The organism is Paenibacillus sp. GCM10027630 (assembly GCF_042676305.1).
GTDB lineage: Bacteria > Bacillota > Bacilli > Paenibacillales > NBRC-103111 > Paenibacillus_S.
In genome coordinates, this window is sequence record NZ_JBHTGY010000018.1 from 51,481 (window position 1) to 67,127 (window position 15,647).

At 46.2% G+C, this 15,647-nt stretch carries 19 protein-coding genes; 2 read left to right on the forward strand and 17 right to left on the reverse strand.

The annotated features are described in order from the left end of the window. Positions 1-37 precede the first annotated feature (37 nt). From ACFQ0C_RS09960 to ACFQ0C_RS09990, 6 genes are all read right to left on the reverse strand, one after another. Positions 38-556, reverse strand: coding sequence for a DinB family protein (locus ACFQ0C_RS09960; protein WP_379366321.1), 519 nt, complete (start codon positions 554-556; stop codon positions 38-40). Positions 557-703: 147 nt separating this feature from the next. After that, on the reverse strand, positions 704-1,582 hold the full coding sequence (locus ACFQ0C_RS39125) for a helix-turn-helix transcriptional regulator (RefSeq protein ID WP_445324351.1): 879 nt from the start codon (positions 1,580-1,582) through the stop codon (positions 704-706). A 470-nt stretch (positions 1,583-2,052) separates the two neighbouring features. Beyond that, entirely contained in the window at positions 2,053-2,892 is an 840-nt protein-coding gene (locus ACFQ0C_RS09975; RefSeq protein ID WP_379366325.1) for a carbohydrate ABC transporter permease, read from the reverse strand. 1 nt (position 2,893) lies between these two features. Further along, complete coding sequence (locus tag ACFQ0C_RS09980; protein ID WP_379366327.1) at positions 2,894-3,838, reverse strand: carbohydrate ABC transporter permease; 945 nt, start codon at positions 3,836-3,838, stop codon at positions 2,894-2,896. A gap of 92 nt (positions 3,839-3,930) precedes the next feature. Further along, on the reverse strand, positions 3,931-5,277 hold the full coding sequence (locus tag ACFQ0C_RS09985; protein ID WP_379366329.1) for an ABC transporter substrate-binding protein: 1,347 nt from the start codon (positions 5,275-5,277) through the stop codon (positions 3,931-3,933). Between the two features lie 100 nt (positions 5,278-5,377). After that, a complete protein-coding gene (locus ACFQ0C_RS09990; RefSeq protein ID WP_379366331.1) occupies positions 5,378-6,412 on the reverse strand; it encodes a Gfo/Idh/MocA family protein in 1,035 nt (344 codons plus the stop codon). Positions 6,413-6,638: 226 nt separating this feature from the next. Here ACFQ0C_RS09990 and ACFQ0C_RS09995 point away from each other — a divergent pair, with 226 nt between their 5' ends. Beyond that, entirely contained in the window at positions 6,639-7,493 is an 855-nt protein-coding gene (locus ACFQ0C_RS09995) for an AraC family transcriptional regulator (protein ID WP_379366333.1), read from the forward strand. Here ACFQ0C_RS09995 and ACFQ0C_RS10000 read toward each other — a convergent pair. The 4 genes from ACFQ0C_RS10000 to ACFQ0C_RS10015 form a co-directional block, all read right to left on the reverse strand. Beyond that, on the reverse strand, positions 7,488-8,339 hold the full coding sequence (locus ACFQ0C_RS10000; protein ID WP_379366335.1) for a helix-turn-helix domain-containing protein: 852 nt from the start codon (positions 8,337-8,339) through the stop codon (positions 7,488-7,490). The genes ACFQ0C_RS09995 and ACFQ0C_RS10000 overlap by 6 nt on opposite strands. 184 nt (positions 8,340-8,523) lie before the next feature. Continuing rightward, positions 8,524-9,240, reverse strand: a complete 717-nt coding sequence (locus ACFQ0C_RS10005; RefSeq protein WP_379366337.1) for a phytanoyl-CoA dioxygenase family protein — start codon at positions 9,238-9,240, stop codon at positions 8,524-8,526. A gap of 189 nt (positions 9,241-9,429) precedes the next feature. Continuing rightward, positions 9,430-10,335 (reverse strand): creatininase family protein, encoded by a 906-nt coding sequence (locus ACFQ0C_RS10010; RefSeq protein WP_379366339.1) that lies wholly within the window; start codon positions 10,333-10,335, stop codon positions 9,430-9,432. Then, positions 10,332-11,327 carry an aldo/keto reductase gene (locus ACFQ0C_RS10015; protein ID WP_379366341.1) on the reverse strand — a complete coding sequence of 332 codons (996 nt, stop codon included), beginning with the start codon at positions 11,325-11,327 and terminating at the stop codon, positions 10,332-10,334. The genes ACFQ0C_RS10010 and ACFQ0C_RS10015 overlap by 4 nt, the downstream gene beginning before the upstream one ends. Positions 11,328-11,665: 338 nt before the next feature. Here ACFQ0C_RS10015 and ACFQ0C_RS10020 point away from each other — a divergent pair, with 338 nt between their 5' ends. Beyond that, positions 11,666-11,932: a VOC family protein gene (locus ACFQ0C_RS10020; protein WP_379366343.1), complete on the forward strand. Its 267-nt coding sequence runs from the start codon at positions 11,666-11,668 to the stop codon at positions 11,930-11,932. Positions 11,933-12,022: 90 nt separating this feature from the next. Here the strand turns inward: ACFQ0C_RS10020 and ACFQ0C_RS10025 are convergent, their stop codons facing one another. The 7 genes from ACFQ0C_RS10025 to ACFQ0C_RS10055 all read right to left on the reverse strand — a co-directional run bounded on the left by ACFQ0C_RS10025 (position 12,023) and on the right by ACFQ0C_RS10055 (position 15,537). Then, positions 12,023-12,376, reverse strand: a complete 354-nt coding sequence (locus tag ACFQ0C_RS10025) for an NUDIX hydrolase (RefSeq protein ID WP_379366345.1) — start codon at positions 12,374-12,376, stop codon at positions 12,023-12,025. Next, positions 12,355-12,552: an NUDIX domain-containing protein gene (locus ACFQ0C_RS10030; protein WP_379366347.1), complete on the reverse strand. Its 198-nt coding sequence runs from the start codon at positions 12,550-12,552 to the stop codon at positions 12,355-12,357. The genes ACFQ0C_RS10025 and ACFQ0C_RS10030 overlap by 22 nt, the downstream gene beginning before the upstream one ends. Positions 12,553-12,755: 203 nt before the next feature. Continuing rightward, on the reverse strand, positions 12,756-13,208 hold the full coding sequence (locus ACFQ0C_RS10035; protein WP_379366349.1) for a GNAT family N-acetyltransferase: 453 nt from the start codon (positions 13,206-13,208) through the stop codon (positions 12,756-12,758). A 214-nt stretch (positions 13,209-13,422) separates the two neighbouring features. Then, complete coding sequence (locus ACFQ0C_RS10040; protein WP_379366351.1) at positions 13,423-13,863, reverse strand: GNAT family N-acetyltransferase; 441 nt, start codon at positions 13,861-13,863, stop codon at positions 13,423-13,425. 346 nt (positions 13,864-14,209) lie between these two features. Beyond that, the gene (locus tag ACFQ0C_RS10045) at positions 14,210-14,626 is read right to left on the reverse strand and encodes a glutamate ligase domain-containing protein (protein ID WP_379366353.1); all 417 of its coding nucleotides are present in this window, start codon (positions 14,624-14,626) and stop codon (positions 14,210-14,212) included. Between the two features lie 9 nt (positions 14,627-14,635). Beyond that, a complete protein-coding gene (locus ACFQ0C_RS10050; protein ID WP_379366355.1) occupies positions 14,636-14,998 on the reverse strand; it encodes a Mur ligase family protein in 363 nt (120 codons plus the stop codon). 14 nt (positions 14,999-15,012) lie between these two features. Further along, positions 15,013-15,537, reverse strand: a complete 525-nt coding sequence (locus ACFQ0C_RS10055; RefSeq protein WP_379366357.1) for a Mur ligase family protein — start codon at positions 15,535-15,537, stop codon at positions 15,013-15,015. Positions 15,538-15,647 lie beyond the last annotated feature (110 nt).

Sequence of the window (15,647 nt, forward strand, 5' to 3'; positions counted from 1 at the left end):
TCTCATCTGCTATACAGTGAAACATCCTCACATCCGTTTATCGCTGACCTTTCTGCTGTTCCACCAAGTAAAACATGTAATCGGTCGGGACTCCGGAAAACCCTTGCTGTCTCAGCATCGCGGTCACATTGCCCCGGTGATACGTTCCGTGGTTGACAACATGCCGCAGGATTTCGGAGAAATGCGTATCGATTCGGCCATACTGCGGATGCTGGATCGTCATAGTTTTGTCCGGCTCGGGCGTACGCCTCAGTAAATCGCGGAAATGTTCGGCAACACCGGCGAACAGTTGCCGCATCTCGTCCACTGATTTGCCCTGCGCTTCCTCCGTCCAGCCCGGGATCTTCGGAAAAATGTCTTCGTTCGGAACTTCCGCGAGCACTGTCATAAAGAGCTGTTCGAACAAGTACATGTGCCCGAACGTTTGCGACACGGACGGAAACACGCTTGTCACTTCCGCATGGAACGCTTCTTTCGGAAGCTGATCCAGGTGGGCGAATAGCCGATCATTCGCCCAAACATGATAGTCGTACATTTTATGAGGGTGTTGAAGCATGGATGAATTCACCTTCCCTTTATTCGTCGTTTGACTGCGCAGCCTTGTCTATATCGTATACCGGGTTTGCTGACAACCGCTGTCAGTGAAGTTCAATCGGGATCGTTTTCGTAATGTTTTGCAATTCCGTATGCCATTTCTTGGATCCTACGCTTCAGTTCCAGCGGCTCCCGAATGCGAATGGCCGTGCCAAACGTAATCAGATACATCGGAAGGTACTTGTTCATCGTCGGGACGTCGATCAGAAGTCCGTTCCGTCAAATAGTGGCGCAAAGGCCAGTGGCCGCAAAGCGCGTTCAGCGTATCAGGCTCTCCCTCAATGCGGATGACCGCCAGTGGTCCGTCCGCTTCTCGTGCCCGCTCGGACTGGTTGCGGAAATAGGCGGATGTGGAAAAACGCTCCGGCTTTTCGAACCGCACTTCGGTCGGCTCCAGCCGCGTAATGCGGTCCACGCGAAACGTCCGTAACGTCTGTGATTGATGGCAGAACGCGACAGCGTACCATTCGTTTCGGTCGAAAGCCAACCCGTACGGATCGACTTCACGTTCGTCGGCCTGCTCCACATTCGCTTTGAGATAGGCGATGCGTACCGTTCGCCCTTCCTTCGCCGACTGCTCCAGGTCCCGCAACAACGGTACGACGGAAGGCGGACGCGACGGAGGAATCACATCCATACCGCTCGTCTGATGGGACAGATCATGGCGCTGCTCTTCGTGTAGCCCGTTCTCCACCTTCTTCAACGCGCTTTCCAACTCCTCTGTATACGGGTAGCAAGCGCCTTTAGCAAATTTAAACGCGTCCACAAGTGCCTTTAGTTCAACGGAGTTGAAGAACAATGGCGTCTCCTTGAAGCTTTCCAGAATACGGATGCCGCCGTCGTGGCCGATTCCGCCACGACCGGCACGCCGCTGGCGCACAATGCGTCGATATACCGATACACGGTCCGGACGCTGATCTCCAAACTGTCCGCGATCTGCGCGGCGGTGAGCTTTCTTCCGGATCGCAGCCGTTACGCTATCCTGCACGTTACTTCATTGAAATCAAAAAAAGAGCTGCATTAATTCAGCTCCTGAGCGATAGTTTCCGTTAGTTTGATATTGTCTAAAACAAATTTGTGTTTAAATGCTTCAAACTCACCAAATCTTGCTAACGTAGTAACCTGCCTGTTACTTCAACGAGGCTGCCGAATCATGCCGGCAGCCTCGTCTTAGTCTTCATATAGAACAAACGTTCCTCTTTAGCGTAAGAGCATCCATTTGGTTTACGGAGAGTCTACTCAATATTTTCCAGATTTAAATCAATATTTTCCAGATTTAAATCAATATTTTTCAGTTGCTCCCGAAGACTAAAATTTAATGGTTGCTTTTCCGTAGATGAAAACCATACTGCACCAGCTTTTATCCAACGGATCCTGTATTCTTGTATAGTTACTGGTTCATCTATAATGCGTTTGAAGCGATCAGATTAGTCTGCAGTTGCTAAGCATCCATTCCACTCATCCTTTCAAGCCCGTTGTAGCAAGTCCCTGAACCAAATATTTTTGAAAAAACAAAAATACGAGCAACTGCGGAACAATCGACAGTACGGACATGGCGAACAGCGGACCCCACTGTGACATCGAGGATGGGTCTGCAAACATTCGCAGACCGAGCGAAACGGTAAAGAGCTTCGTTTGATTCAAGTAAATGAGCGGACCGAGGAAATCATCCCACGACCAATAGAAGGAAAAGATCGCCACCGTCGCCAAAGCCGGAGCCATCAACGGAAGTATCATATGCCAAAACACCCCGAAGGTTGAGCAGCCGTCGATCACTGCCGACTCATCCAGCTCCTTGGGAATACCTCTAATGAATTGAATGAGCAGGAAGATGAAAAACGGAGTTCCTCCTACAAATGCGGGAACGATCAGTGGCAGGAACGTATTCACCCAATCCAGCTTGTGAAACAAAATATATTGGGGAATCAGCGTGACTTGAGCAGGCAGCATGATCGCCATCAACAGCAAAGCAAACAGCAGCTTGCGCAACTTAAACTGCAGACGCGCAAAACCGAAGGCTACCAGACTCGAGGAAACAAGTGTCCCCATAACAATCGCTGATGTCACGATTAAGGAATTCTGAAAGAACAGTCCAAAATGGAAGTTCCCAAAGCCTGCCCATCCTTTTACATAGTTATCCCATCTAAAGCTTGAAGGAAGTAACGATGAGGCATTCTGGAAAATTTCCGGTTCCGGCTTCACTGAGCTTGAAATCGCCCACAGGATCGGGTAAACCATGAATATCCCCAGCAGTACAACACCTGTATGAAATAAAAAGGTACGTATAATGCTGTTCATCTTATTTCCCTCCTTCTGTCTCATAATGCACCCATGAGGAAGAGGATTTGAAAATCAATGCTGTAAACAGGCCTACAATGAGCAGCAGCACCCAGGCCATCGCCGATGCATAACCCATGTGGAAGTGCGTAAATGCCGTTTCGTACAAATATACCGCATAAAATAAAGTTGAATCCATCGGTCCGCCACTTGTAATTAAAAAGCTTTGGGTGAAGGTCATAAAGCCTCCTATCGTCTGCATCACCAAATTAAAAAATATGATAGGAGTCAGCATGGGCAATGTAACACGGAAAAAGCGCATGACCGCTCCGGCTCCGTCCATTTTGGCAGCCTCATACAATTCAGTCGGAATCTGCTTAAGTCCAGCCAAAAAAATAAGCATCGGCGAGCCAAATTGCCATACCACGAGCAGAATCAACGTCCATAAAGCAAAGTCGGGACTCGCAATCCAGCTCATGCCTTTAATCCCGATTAAGCCAAGAAGTGAATTAACTGCTCCCTTGGAGCCAAATAACTGCTTCCACATCACGGCAACCGCGACACTTCCGCCAAGAATCGAAGGAATGTAATACAAGGTGCGATACACGGTAACTCCTTTTCGATCAACGTTAAAAATCATCGCCACCAGCAGAGCAAACATCAATTTAAGCGGAACCGATACAAGTACGAACAGCAGGGTCACCTTGAGTGCAGTAAGGAAACGCTTATCACTGGTGAACATCTCGATATAATTATCCAGGCCAATCCATTTGGGGTTTGACAGCATGTCATATTGTGTAAAGGAGAAATACAAAGATGCCAGCATCGGGCCGATAATGAATACGATAAAGCCTATGAACCACGGTGAAATAAAAGCATAACCAATGATCGTTTTTTTCCATTCCCGTATAGCCGCAAGCTTATTCACCCCGATAGAATGGCGGTCTGTTGCTATTGTTTGGCGCATCGCGAATAGCCCCCTATATGAAGATGAGCCGTCCGATGCCGAACGGCTCATCTTTACTTAATTTGAAATAATCATAACAGAACAACTGCTAATTACTTTGCGCTTTTGGCTAGAATTTGCTCAGCATCCTTACGGAATTGCTTCGCGCCTTCCTCTGGAGTCAGCTTGCCAAAGTTGATTTGCTCCTGCAGCTTGCCGAGCAGCGTTCTGATTTCATTATCTCCTGCAGGAGATGGCGCTTCACTTTCACGAGCATACTTTTGTGCGACTTCCACATAGGAGAACATCTGCTTGGAGGTATCCGGAAGTTTCGCGGAAACCGATTTACGGATTTCAGAGGAGATCGGAATTCCCCGTTCTGCCGCCAAAATATCGTTGCCTTCAGCATCATTGGTGAAAAAATCGATCAGCTTCGCTGCGGCTTCCGGGTTTTTCGAATGGCTGGTGATCGCGAATGACATCGCTGCCTTGAGGAAGTGCCCTTCCTTTCCGCCGGGTTGTGTAGGGTAAACGGTCATTTTCAAGGGACGCTTGGAGGCCGCCACTAAGGCGACAATCTGGTTGCTTTGAACCGGCTGAATTGCTGCTTTACCGTGCACAAGTAGTGAGTTTTCCAGCTGTTTAAATTCAGATTGAATCTCCGGCCCTGGCGCCAAACCTTCCTTCATCAGCTTCTGCCAATACGTATAGTATTCAACAAATACCTTATCATCCGGGTAGGCGAGCTTTTTCCCATCTTCTGAGTAAAACATCGTTCCATTCTGTCTGACAAAATGCTTGAATCCATCATAACCGTTATCAAGAGTAATCCCGTAAAAATCTTTGCCCAGTTTGGCTTTCATTTTACGCAAAGTATTGGCCAGATCTTCATACGTATAGCCCGGCTTTAATTCTTCGACACCCGCTTTCTCGAACAAAGCCGGATCGTAGACCATTGTCATCGTATTCGTACCCAGATTGACGCCCCACAGCTTGCCATTCACCTTATCCGGTAAATAGTTGGCATCGACATTTTTAAGATTAATCGTTCCCTTGTCTACATATGGATTCAAATCGACAAGCAATTTACGGGATACGTACTCGTTAATGACGCCCTCATGAATTTGCATCAGATCTGGCAAGTTGCCTCCGGCAGCCTGCGTATTGACTTTATTCCAGTAATCATCAAACCCGATAAATTCAGATTGCACCTCAATATTCGGATTTTTTTTCATGAATAAATCGATCGCTTTTAGCGTTTTATCGTTCCGGTCCTGAGAACCCCACCAGGCAACACGGATTTTGGCCTTGGCTGCAGGATCTGTCTTCGGAGCATCTGCCTTTGGCGCCTCCGCCTTGGGAGCCAAGGCATTGTTACCGCTGTTGGCTCCCGAGCTACACCCTACAACTCCCCCTGCCAATATTATCATGGACATCATTGCTACCATACTTCGCTTCATATTGAAACCTCCTTTTTCCTGTGTACATCATGATTTGTGTATCAAGATAGCGCTTACGTAACGTTCATGAACAACAAATTTAATTCTCCTACCATTATGGTTATATAAGAACCCTCGCATGTGCAGTCGCCGCTTGCCTTGTACAGGACATGACGCGAAGGGCTCGTGCACCACAATTACCATCGATCTCGAAAGGTCGATCCTCTCGTAAAGCATCGACAAAGGATTGATGTACATTCGGAAGTGCACCGCCACCAGATAGTGTGTGTGGAAATGTTGATTCCGACAAGGTTCCTGCCATATAGGTAAGCTGACCATCTGTATAGCTGTCTTGTAGTTGCATCGTCAGCTGCCCACGATCCAGCACATATCGGGCCCAGCCTGCTGTTCCGTTGATCTCCAGCACGTATAAGGGAGTATCCGTGTGAACAAACGAGCAGTAGGTCGTTTCAAGGACCGCTGTTACACCTCCGGCTAAACCGTATATCGCCGTTGTCACATCATCGCCTTTCATCGGGGCATGCAAGGTATTGGAGTACGCTTGCACCCATTCGATATCGCTATGTAGCCAAGCAAATAGATCAATCATATGGACTCCAAGCAAATCCAGAGCTCCTGAAGCATCCTCCATTCGCCATTGACCCTTCTGTATGTGAAACCCGTTGGAAGAGATCATCCTGCCCCGCAGTGAAATCATTTCACCAAAATTTCCTTGCCGGATCAACCGCCTTAGCTGCTGAATACCCGGATCACCTCGAAAGCACATATAGATGCCCAGCTGACGTCCGCAGCGAATGGATGCATCCACCATTCTCCGTGCGGCATCTAGGGTGTCTGCCATCGGCTTTTGACATAAAACATGCTTACCGGATTCCAGACAAGCTATTGTTACAGCCTCGTGAAAACGATTGGGCACGGCAATATCCACCCAATCCACTTCCGGATCGGACCATACAGATTCAGGATTGTCAGTCCAATACGGGATACCGAATTGCTCAGCTGCAGCATGCGCTTTATGGATATCAGGATCACACAGCCATTTGAGTCTGGAACCATTCACCGCTTGATGTGCAGGAAGATGAAGTGCTTTGGCAATGCCACCGATACCGATTAATGCAGCCTTTAGCACCCTCATTCTGTTAACCTCCTTTTAGAAAGCTATGAGCCTGTTAGTTCATGCAGTAAAACTCTTAAGCGTTCAGGCGATTCCGTTGCCCCTACAGCATGTACGCGCTTGCAAATTACATTTCATTCCCTTAATCATTCTAAGTCTACTCATAAAGCTTATCATAAAAAAATGGGTTAAACTTTCATTAATAACGGTTATAATGTTGTTAAAGTACGATAATGGGAGGTGCCGAATGGCAGTTATTGAGCACTTGGATTTGACCGATAACCACTTTGTTCTAAAGTATCATGCGGATCAACAGATGGTTAACCATTTTCATGCCCACAGAGGGATGGAGTTTATGTATATATCCAAAGGGAAGGGGCATTTGATGCTGGATAGCCGTATGTATGAGTTTAAAAGCGGTCAGTTGATTTTTTTCCAGCCTTTTCAGCTTCACTGTATCCGACAAGACAACACTTCAGATTATATTCGTTCCTATGTTGTATTTGAGCCGTCTCTATTTGATACGTATTTGGCGCCGTTTCCGGTATTACGCAGCTTTTTCCATCATCTGTGGAAGGATCAGCTTACCAAGCAAATTTTTGAGCTGAGTGAAGAGCATCCGCTGGTCCTGCTCTATAAGGAGCTTCATGAGCGCTGCAGCAAGGTTCCCCGCAACACGTTGGCTGAGGAGTATGGATTGTTCTTCGTTCGGTTTCTCTGTCTGCTCCGTCCCCTGTGGTCGGAATATAATAGCTCTGATGGCGCTTCAATCAGATCGCTTAATCATGCGGAGCGCATTATGGATTGGGTCGAGGAGCATTATCAGGAGCCCTTTTCGATCCACGAGCTGGCCAAAGAGGTTCATCTGTCCCACAAGCATATCTCTGCACTGTTCAAGCAAAAAACCGGAGGAACCATTACCGACTATCTGATGGCCAAGCGACTGAATCAGGCGTGCTTATTATTAAAAACCTCCTCCAAGACAATCAGTGAGATTTGTTTAGAAAGCGGTTTCGCAAATTTGTCTTACTTTTGCCAGTTTTTCAAAAAAAGAATGAGTATTACGCCTTATCAATACCGAAAACAGTTTTTGGACCTATAGTTCTCTTCTGATTTTTAAATGATTGCGTTGATCTCTTGGCGAAATGCCTCTGTACAGCTTGAATTGCTTATTAAAGTAGCTTAACGAATGGAATCCGCACTCAAAAGCGATATCGGTAATCGATTTTGTCGTATGATCCAGCAGATAAACTGCAGATTGCAGTCGAAGACGGCTTATAAATTCATTCGGTGAAAGACTCGTAATGCCTTTGAATTTTTTGAAAAACATCGTTTTTCGCAGATTGGACATCACGATCATCTCATTAATATCGATATCTTCGGAGAAATGGGACAGCATATATTGAATAACATTAATAATCCCCTGATCGGTTTTGGAATTGGATAACTCATCCTGCTGCACAGCCTCATAGTATCGGAAGATCATGACCAGAATATCGATAAAATAAAGAAATTGCTTGGCCCTCCATCCAGGAAGCTGCTGCTCCCCTTCCGCAATGGCCAGCTTGGAAGCATTTTGTATAGCTTGAGCGAACGTCGTATGTGCAGGAATTAATGGTGAGAACTTGTCGGCGGCATAGAACGGCGTCAGCAGCTTATGTCCTTCCGGGATCGACCTTGCAATTGACGGGGCAAATAACACCATCGTCCACTCTACCGGTTTATTGCTATCCTCAGCCAGGTTATAGTGCGGCTCAAAAGGACGAAACACATATACATCACCAGGCTTGCCATGATAATCACGGTCACACAGATGATATTTCACATTATTTTTTAGCACGATGCTAATCTCAAGCGCATCATGAAGATGCATCTCATGCTCGGTTAAGGTACCGACTTTCTTGACAAAATTAAGTTCATCGTCCAAACGAATATCATCGTAAAACATAGCTGCCCCTCCGTCTTCCCCAGCAGAACCTGGAATACTTGTCAACCATTAATATAGCAGACGTCCTAGTATTATGAAAGCGGATCCAAACATAAGCTTTTAAAAAAACCGAGAGCGCTTGGCTTCCGGTTCTTGTTGATTACCGATCATGGAAACACCCTGTGTCAACCACAAACCGTATACATTATTTCTTGTACGATGACAGATCTTCGCGGTCTGTCAACAACTTGCCAGTCTCGGCATACCGGCAGACGGCTGATGCCACCTGAAAGGCATACGCTCTTCTTGGCCGATCCGTATGGTTCGTTTTACTATGATGCAGTGTTTCCCTATGGAAGATGACAGCATCTCCGGGTGCCATCGGTCTGCATGGTGCTCCATTGTCCGGGTCTGCTGCACGGCGATGCGATTCTCCGACTTCATTCAGATCCTTTTGACGACCCAATCGATGGGATCTTGGCGCCAACCACAAACCAGCATTTTCTTGAGTGATGTGATCCAGAGCGACAAAACCATTGAGCATATGCCCCAGAATATGAGTGTACATATTATCCTGATGCCAGGCTAAGCCTTCACCATGTGGAGGAACGACTGCATACATCCCCATCCATAGCTTAACGTTATCACCCAAAATGCTTTCAAAGGTTTCAATGATCCTTGTATTGCTGAGGAAATTGACTGTTTCCGGGAACTGTTCCTGACTTTTGGCCAAGTTCAATGTAGCGTTGGACTTCCATTTGCCATCACTGGATTGCTGGGTAGCAAACTCGGTATTCTCTTTGTTAATTTTATCTACCGCTTCCTGGGTCAAGAAGCCGGGTGCGTAGAAATAGCCTTCGCGGTAAAATTCTTCAATCATATCTTCAGTCAATACAAAATTCGATATGTTGGTCATTAACATGGGTTTAGCCCTCCTTGGATGGTATGCTATAACTATATCGAAAAAACATTTTCTTCACTGCTTCATTTCAATCAATTAGTTGTACATTTGTTCAATCTTTCATTCCTAGAAGTCTGTTTGACGAAACCAAATGGGTGAATAGATATTCATTCGTTCCGAGAAAGGAATGCTCTTTAAAATGATTGCAAGCTAGTCACGCATACGGATATGCTCGTAAGGCTTCCATCGGGACTGCTCCGAGACAGGGGATTGACCTGCCCTTGGCTGCAAGGCTGCCCAATGCTCAGTACCCATCTCGGCGGATTGTACAATCTGTGACCATAGATCCTCAACCACTTCATAGGGTAGAGGCATTCGATTTGTCACAGCTTGAGATCGTTGTCCAAGATCGACCGCGATGCGACTTAAAGCAAGTTCGCATGCATGGCAAATTTGTTCACCATACTCCCGAGTCGCCTCATTGGCATCATGTGCAGCCGCCAGTCGTCCTCCAGCCCCGTCTAGCTCCTCCAATCCTTTCTTTGAAGGATCAATCAGATCGGGACGAATATGCATCAGCATGGAAATCTCGTATTTTCCGGCATGATCTCCGGTATACGTACCCTCGACGAGATCAAAATCCGTCCCATACCAAATGCTCATCCCAGTCTGCTCCTGAAACATCCGGGAAATTTGTCGAAGATCCTGCACATGCGCTCCACCGTGTCCGGACAAAATCACTGCCGATTGAAAGCCCGCATTATAGAACGAGCGCAGCTGATATAAAAAGAAATGGTAAAATACGTACGGAGGAACCGAAGACATAAAGGGGTTATGCTCTCCAACGTTATCCTCCAGAAATTTGGCCGAAGGCCCTGCCTCGTGCACATGATAGCCCATACTGGGAGCGACAATGCCGCCCATCTGACGGGCTACTCTCGCGCATAAATATTCCGTCTTGAAAGTATCCAGACCAAAAGCACTGATCTGACCATGCGGTTCACATAAACCCAGCGGTACATACACGATGGGACACTCCTGCTGACGGGCAATGAATTCAGCTGGGAACAGCTCGGCCCACAGAACCTTGGACATGGCTTTAGAGGCATAGCTCATAAATGTCTCCTTGCATGATAGAAATGTCGGATCCAGCGCTCTCGTATTTTAATAAGCTCAAACAGCTCATCCGGCAACGCTTCTTTGTAGCAGGCTGCAATATTTTCCACTGCGTATTCCAGTACCTGCATCGAAGAAATCGCAACCGTCACACCTGGATCCTTCAGCACGAATTTAATCGCCAGCTCGGTTAATGAGCTTGCATATTGAGGAATATATTGGCAAAGACGATTCACCTTGTCCAGGTAAACGCTTCTTGGCTGACAGTCAAAGTAATTGTAACGATAATCGGACTCGGGAATGGCTGTATCCTCCTTCAAAAATCCGGTCAGTCCTCCTTCGTCCAGAATTACCCTTGCTATGACTGCCACTTGATTTTCCTGACAGATCGGAACCAGACAATCAAGCGCCACCGAGTCAAATATATTGACGATTGTCTGCACCGAATCGATCACTCCTGCTCTAACCAATGGAATCGCATGATCATGCCGATGGTCTGGCAGGGAAACACCCAAATAGCGAACCTTCCCTTCCTCTTTCAGCCTAAGGAGCTCTTCCATCCAATAATCTACAGCATCCCACTGAGGCCAATACACATGAAGCTGGAGCAGGTCCAGTGTCTCTATATCCATGGCCTGCAGTGATTGCTCCACACTTGCCCGAATCGATCCGGGTGGATAGGTGGATTGTACATCCAGCGGAAAGTGAAAGCCTGCACCGGGTAACGAATGAGGCGGTGCCGATGCGGCCGCTTTCGTTGCAATGAACGGTTTTTCGCCTCTCCACTCCTTTAAAGCCTTGCCTATGAGCTCTTCCGATCTTCCGTAGACTCTTGCCGTGTCAATAAAATTAATCCCGTTCTCAAGTGCATATACAAGGGAACGGATCATTGCAGCATCATCCTGCTGCCCAAAAATACCATTTAAACCCATACCACCAAAGCCAAGCCTGCTAATGGTTTCACCCGAACGAGCGAATATGGACGATTGCATAAATGTCTCCCTTCTTAAGCAAATCCAGTCCTGTCTTATTTGTATCATGGAAAAGAATTCAAAACATCGCCAAACCTGTAGTAAAAGTTGTACTTTTGTTCAGGTTCAGCAAACCTTCACGAAGAAAAGGAAGGTTCTCGATCATTACTCCATTTTCCTGCCCGTTTGCACAACGCGGCTGCCGATCCATGTGGAGGCCGATCTTCGAGACCAAATTGACATGTTAAAAAAGATAAAATATTTTTTTGGAATCTGTCGATTTAGTTATTTCTCATTCGTTGACTTAATAGAGACTGAGTTCGAACAGTCCAAACCTAGGGATGAAAGGATGTTATAAGATGGCAAAACAAACAACTTATATTATGTCGGAGGACGCAAGAGCTCAAGCTGAGTTTTACACTTATGCGCTAGGCGGAGAGATTCTGTCCGTTATGACGCATGGACAGCTTCCTGAAGCAAAGGAAGAACTCAAGGACAAAGTCGTTAACTTGAGTCTGATGGCCGGAGGAATTAACTTCTTAATGTCCGATTCCGTATTTGAGCCGATCATTCGGGGGAACGAAAATAATATCGAGGGGGCTTTGTTGCTACTACCGGTAATCTGACCGATAGTTGAATAGGCTGCAGATCGTGCCGGTTATGTCAACTTTGTTTGTTTTGTACTTGTAAGGGGGCAGTACACGTGTTGGGCTTTGCTACATCTTGCTATCGTTGTCCCATTCAATTACTTCCGTACACCCGCCTTCTCCAACTTTATTGCCGAGTTTATTTATCATTGGTTGGCCTAGTATAGTAATTGCTTTTTTTATTGCCCATGACTGATGTTCATGAAAAAAAATAGTATCAACTTCTTTTAAGTTTATCCACTTTAAATGATGATCGTCGTCCATCGGTTCTTGTACTTTTTTAATAAACTCTGCTAAAAAGAAAATTCCATTGCTTAATAAAGGTTCATTTTGAGGACTGATAAAATATCTTTGTGCCTTGCCGATACAAGAACCAATGTATATTTCATAACCTGTTTCCTCTAATGTTCTCGTCTTAGACATTCTTCGGGTGTCTCGCCTTCTTCAATCCCACCACCAGGCAAAAAATAGCTTCCTTTAGTCGTAAAAATTGCGGCAACCTGTTGTTTATTAGCATTTATAATAACGGCATAACTGCCATCTCTTCTTTGATATTTAAGATGTTTAACTTTCTCACCAAAAATCAATGTTTCTTCCATAATCATTCACCCCAACGATGGTTTCAATGGTATCTTCTAGAATACATAAACATCCTACTTTTTGAAGTTGACAAATCTCTAGCTTTACATTTTTCCATCTTCTTCAATTATCCTGCCCGTAGCGCAACCAAGACGAGGCTACCGATCCATACCGGTAGCCTCGTCTTGGTTGCTTATTGAATTATAGTGTCCCGGTAGATCTCTTATAGTCTGTATTTTAATATTATCTCTGCTGTATTTCCAATGTTTTGTTCAAACTTTTCAACACTTGCAATTTGTTTCGTTTGAGCATATTTATCAAAAAACATCTGACTAGCAATATTATCTTTAGAAATGGATAATTCCATGAATTTATATCCCATCTCTCTTGCACTGTGTAATGATGAATCTAACAATAAAGTTGCAATTCCTTGATTCCTATATTTATGATGAATACAAATTTGCCAAATAAATAATGAATTGTTATCCACACTCGGCATACCACTTACAAATCCTATTATATCGTTGTCTTTTTCTATAATTTTACATGTTGATGCATAATATTGTTCGAGCATCCAGTACACGTATAGGTTGTGTGGTGCCACATATGGACCACATTGCTCAACTAATCCAAGTATTCTAGTGGAATCACCTTTACTGATACTTCTAACATTCACGAAAATCCCCCAATATTTCACTCAGATTTACTATCAATTTGCGAACTTTATCTTAGTTTATATTACCATATTGGGTAGTCACCATATAAGTGCGATTCCTACGTAGATCTGCCCGTTAGAGGAATGACCTTTACCTTATTTTCAAATTAGGTTCACCGTGCTATATGTAACAGCAAGTTTTAAGGCACTCCCTTTTTTGCTGGATAGCAGCACGTTACGTCAGGTACATAAAAATGGTCTCCATTGCTCCCCAAGGTGCTTCTTTCTCATCTATCTTCACGAAACCATATTTTTCGTACAAATTAACATGGTCACTGACAAGGTATACTTTATCAAAACCCAGTTCCTTCGCGTATGCCAAGGCAGATAAAATCAACTTTTCACTTAATCGATTGCCTCTGTACTGCTCTCCCACAAACACAAACCCGATATAAGGTGTATAGGAAACATCAGGTATGCAGTCGGTTTTTGCTAAAGTGCAATAACCAGCAATGTGATCACCATCAAGTGCTGCAAAAACTCTTTCCCAGTCTGAAAAATGGCATTTTTTCATTTGTTTCGCTAAATTGGATCCTGCCTTCCATGAACAATTCTGCGCATACTCAGCAACGACTTGCCACAACCTATCGCTATAAATAAGCGATTCTATTTGCATAAATGCTCTCTTTCTTAAAGGCGACCATCCGCTGGATAGCCCTTTGTTTTTTATTTTATTAATTGCTCTCCGTTTTCAAAACAAGTGTTCGACTCTTATTCATAACTTAACAGTACAACACTTGATATGAATTAACATGATAAAAAATGATTATATTTGAACACAACGTCCATTGATACTAACCTGCCCGTTACTAATGAGAATCAAAAAAGGCGCCGCATCGCTGCAAGCTCCTCTGCTATCGTATCCTGTTAGAATCCCTTACCAAGCCACAATTTGTGCTTCTTTTTTGTATAAAAGACAGTATGTTTTTCATTGATCTTCCCAGGAAAACGCCTTGTCTTGTTCATTCCTTTCCCTCTGACCGGTGCAGCGCTCCGACCAGTTCTACAAAGTGACGCCCGCGCTCTTCAAAGTTACGATATTGGTCAAACGCAGTGCATGCAGGACTCAGCAGCACAGTGTCACTCGATGCGGCCAGCTTGTGCGCCTGCGTCACTGCCTCGGCCAGGCCTTCACAGCGGACAATAGGCGGGCAATTCGGCACTCTGCGCGCCTCTGCCTCGATTTGACTGGCCGATTCTCCAATCAATAGCAGCACCTTGACATGATCAGGCAGCAGCCTGGCCATCTCGTCAAACGGTACTTTCTTATCACGCCCGCCGGCGATCAACAGCACTCGGCCCACATGCGCATGCAGCGTGGCGATGGTACGGGAGGGGCTTGAGCCGATTGAATTGTTGTAAAAATGCACACCGCCCACAGTTGCCACCTACTGGTTTCTGTGCTCCACGCCGACAAAGTTGCGCACCGTCTCCAGGATTGCCTCATCAGACACGGTCCCCCGCACGGCGGTCATAGCAGCCATAACGTTCTCCACGTTATACCAACCTGGCAATCGAATGTCACTGATGGGTAATAGACCGTCGATCACGCCATCGTGGAGAGTGTGCCTGCCGAAATACTTGGTCTGCCCCTGCCCGCGCAGTGCGGCGGTCGCCGGATTGTCGCCGTTTAGGACGGCAAAGTCGTCAGCACTCTGAAAATCCAGCAGGCGGCGCTTGGCGGCGGTATATTCATCCATGTCACGGTGCCAGTCGAGGTGATTGGGCGAGAGGTTGGTAATCACCGCCACATGGGGAGAGCGCGTCAAATCAGCTGGAAGCTGGATAGCTCGACCGCACACGCATCCAACGACGACATCTCCCCCACGCGCGTCAGAAGTGGAGTACCAATGTTGCCGCCCATATGAACCGTACGCCCTCCGTCAGCCAGCATGTCTGCAATCAACGATGTGGTGGTAGTCTTACCGTCCGAACCGGTCACGCCGAAAATAGGACACGGACACAGCGCAAAGAACTCCTCCATCTCACTGGTCACACGGCTGCCACCAGCGCGGGCCGATTCCAGCGCCGGATGGTCTGGGCGCATGCCTGGAGTACGGAACACCAGGTCGCCCCCAACGTGATCCAGATAATTTTCCCCTAAGCGCAACACGACGCCTAGATTGTCCCACTCCTCCCGGGGCAGGGCCGGATTGCGGTCACGCACGGTGACGCGCCCCCCGGCCGAACACAGCATGCGGATCAGGGGTGAATTGCTAACACCGGCGCCGATGACGGTTACGTCCCGACCGGCCAGTGATTGGATATAGGTGTCAAAAGCAGGATTCATAAGTACCTCCGCTTAGAAAATGTCATTTTAATCAAATATACCACATATTGGAACGATCCTGCCTGTTAGCTAATGAATAACTGATCATTTTGAAAAGATTCCTCAATTGC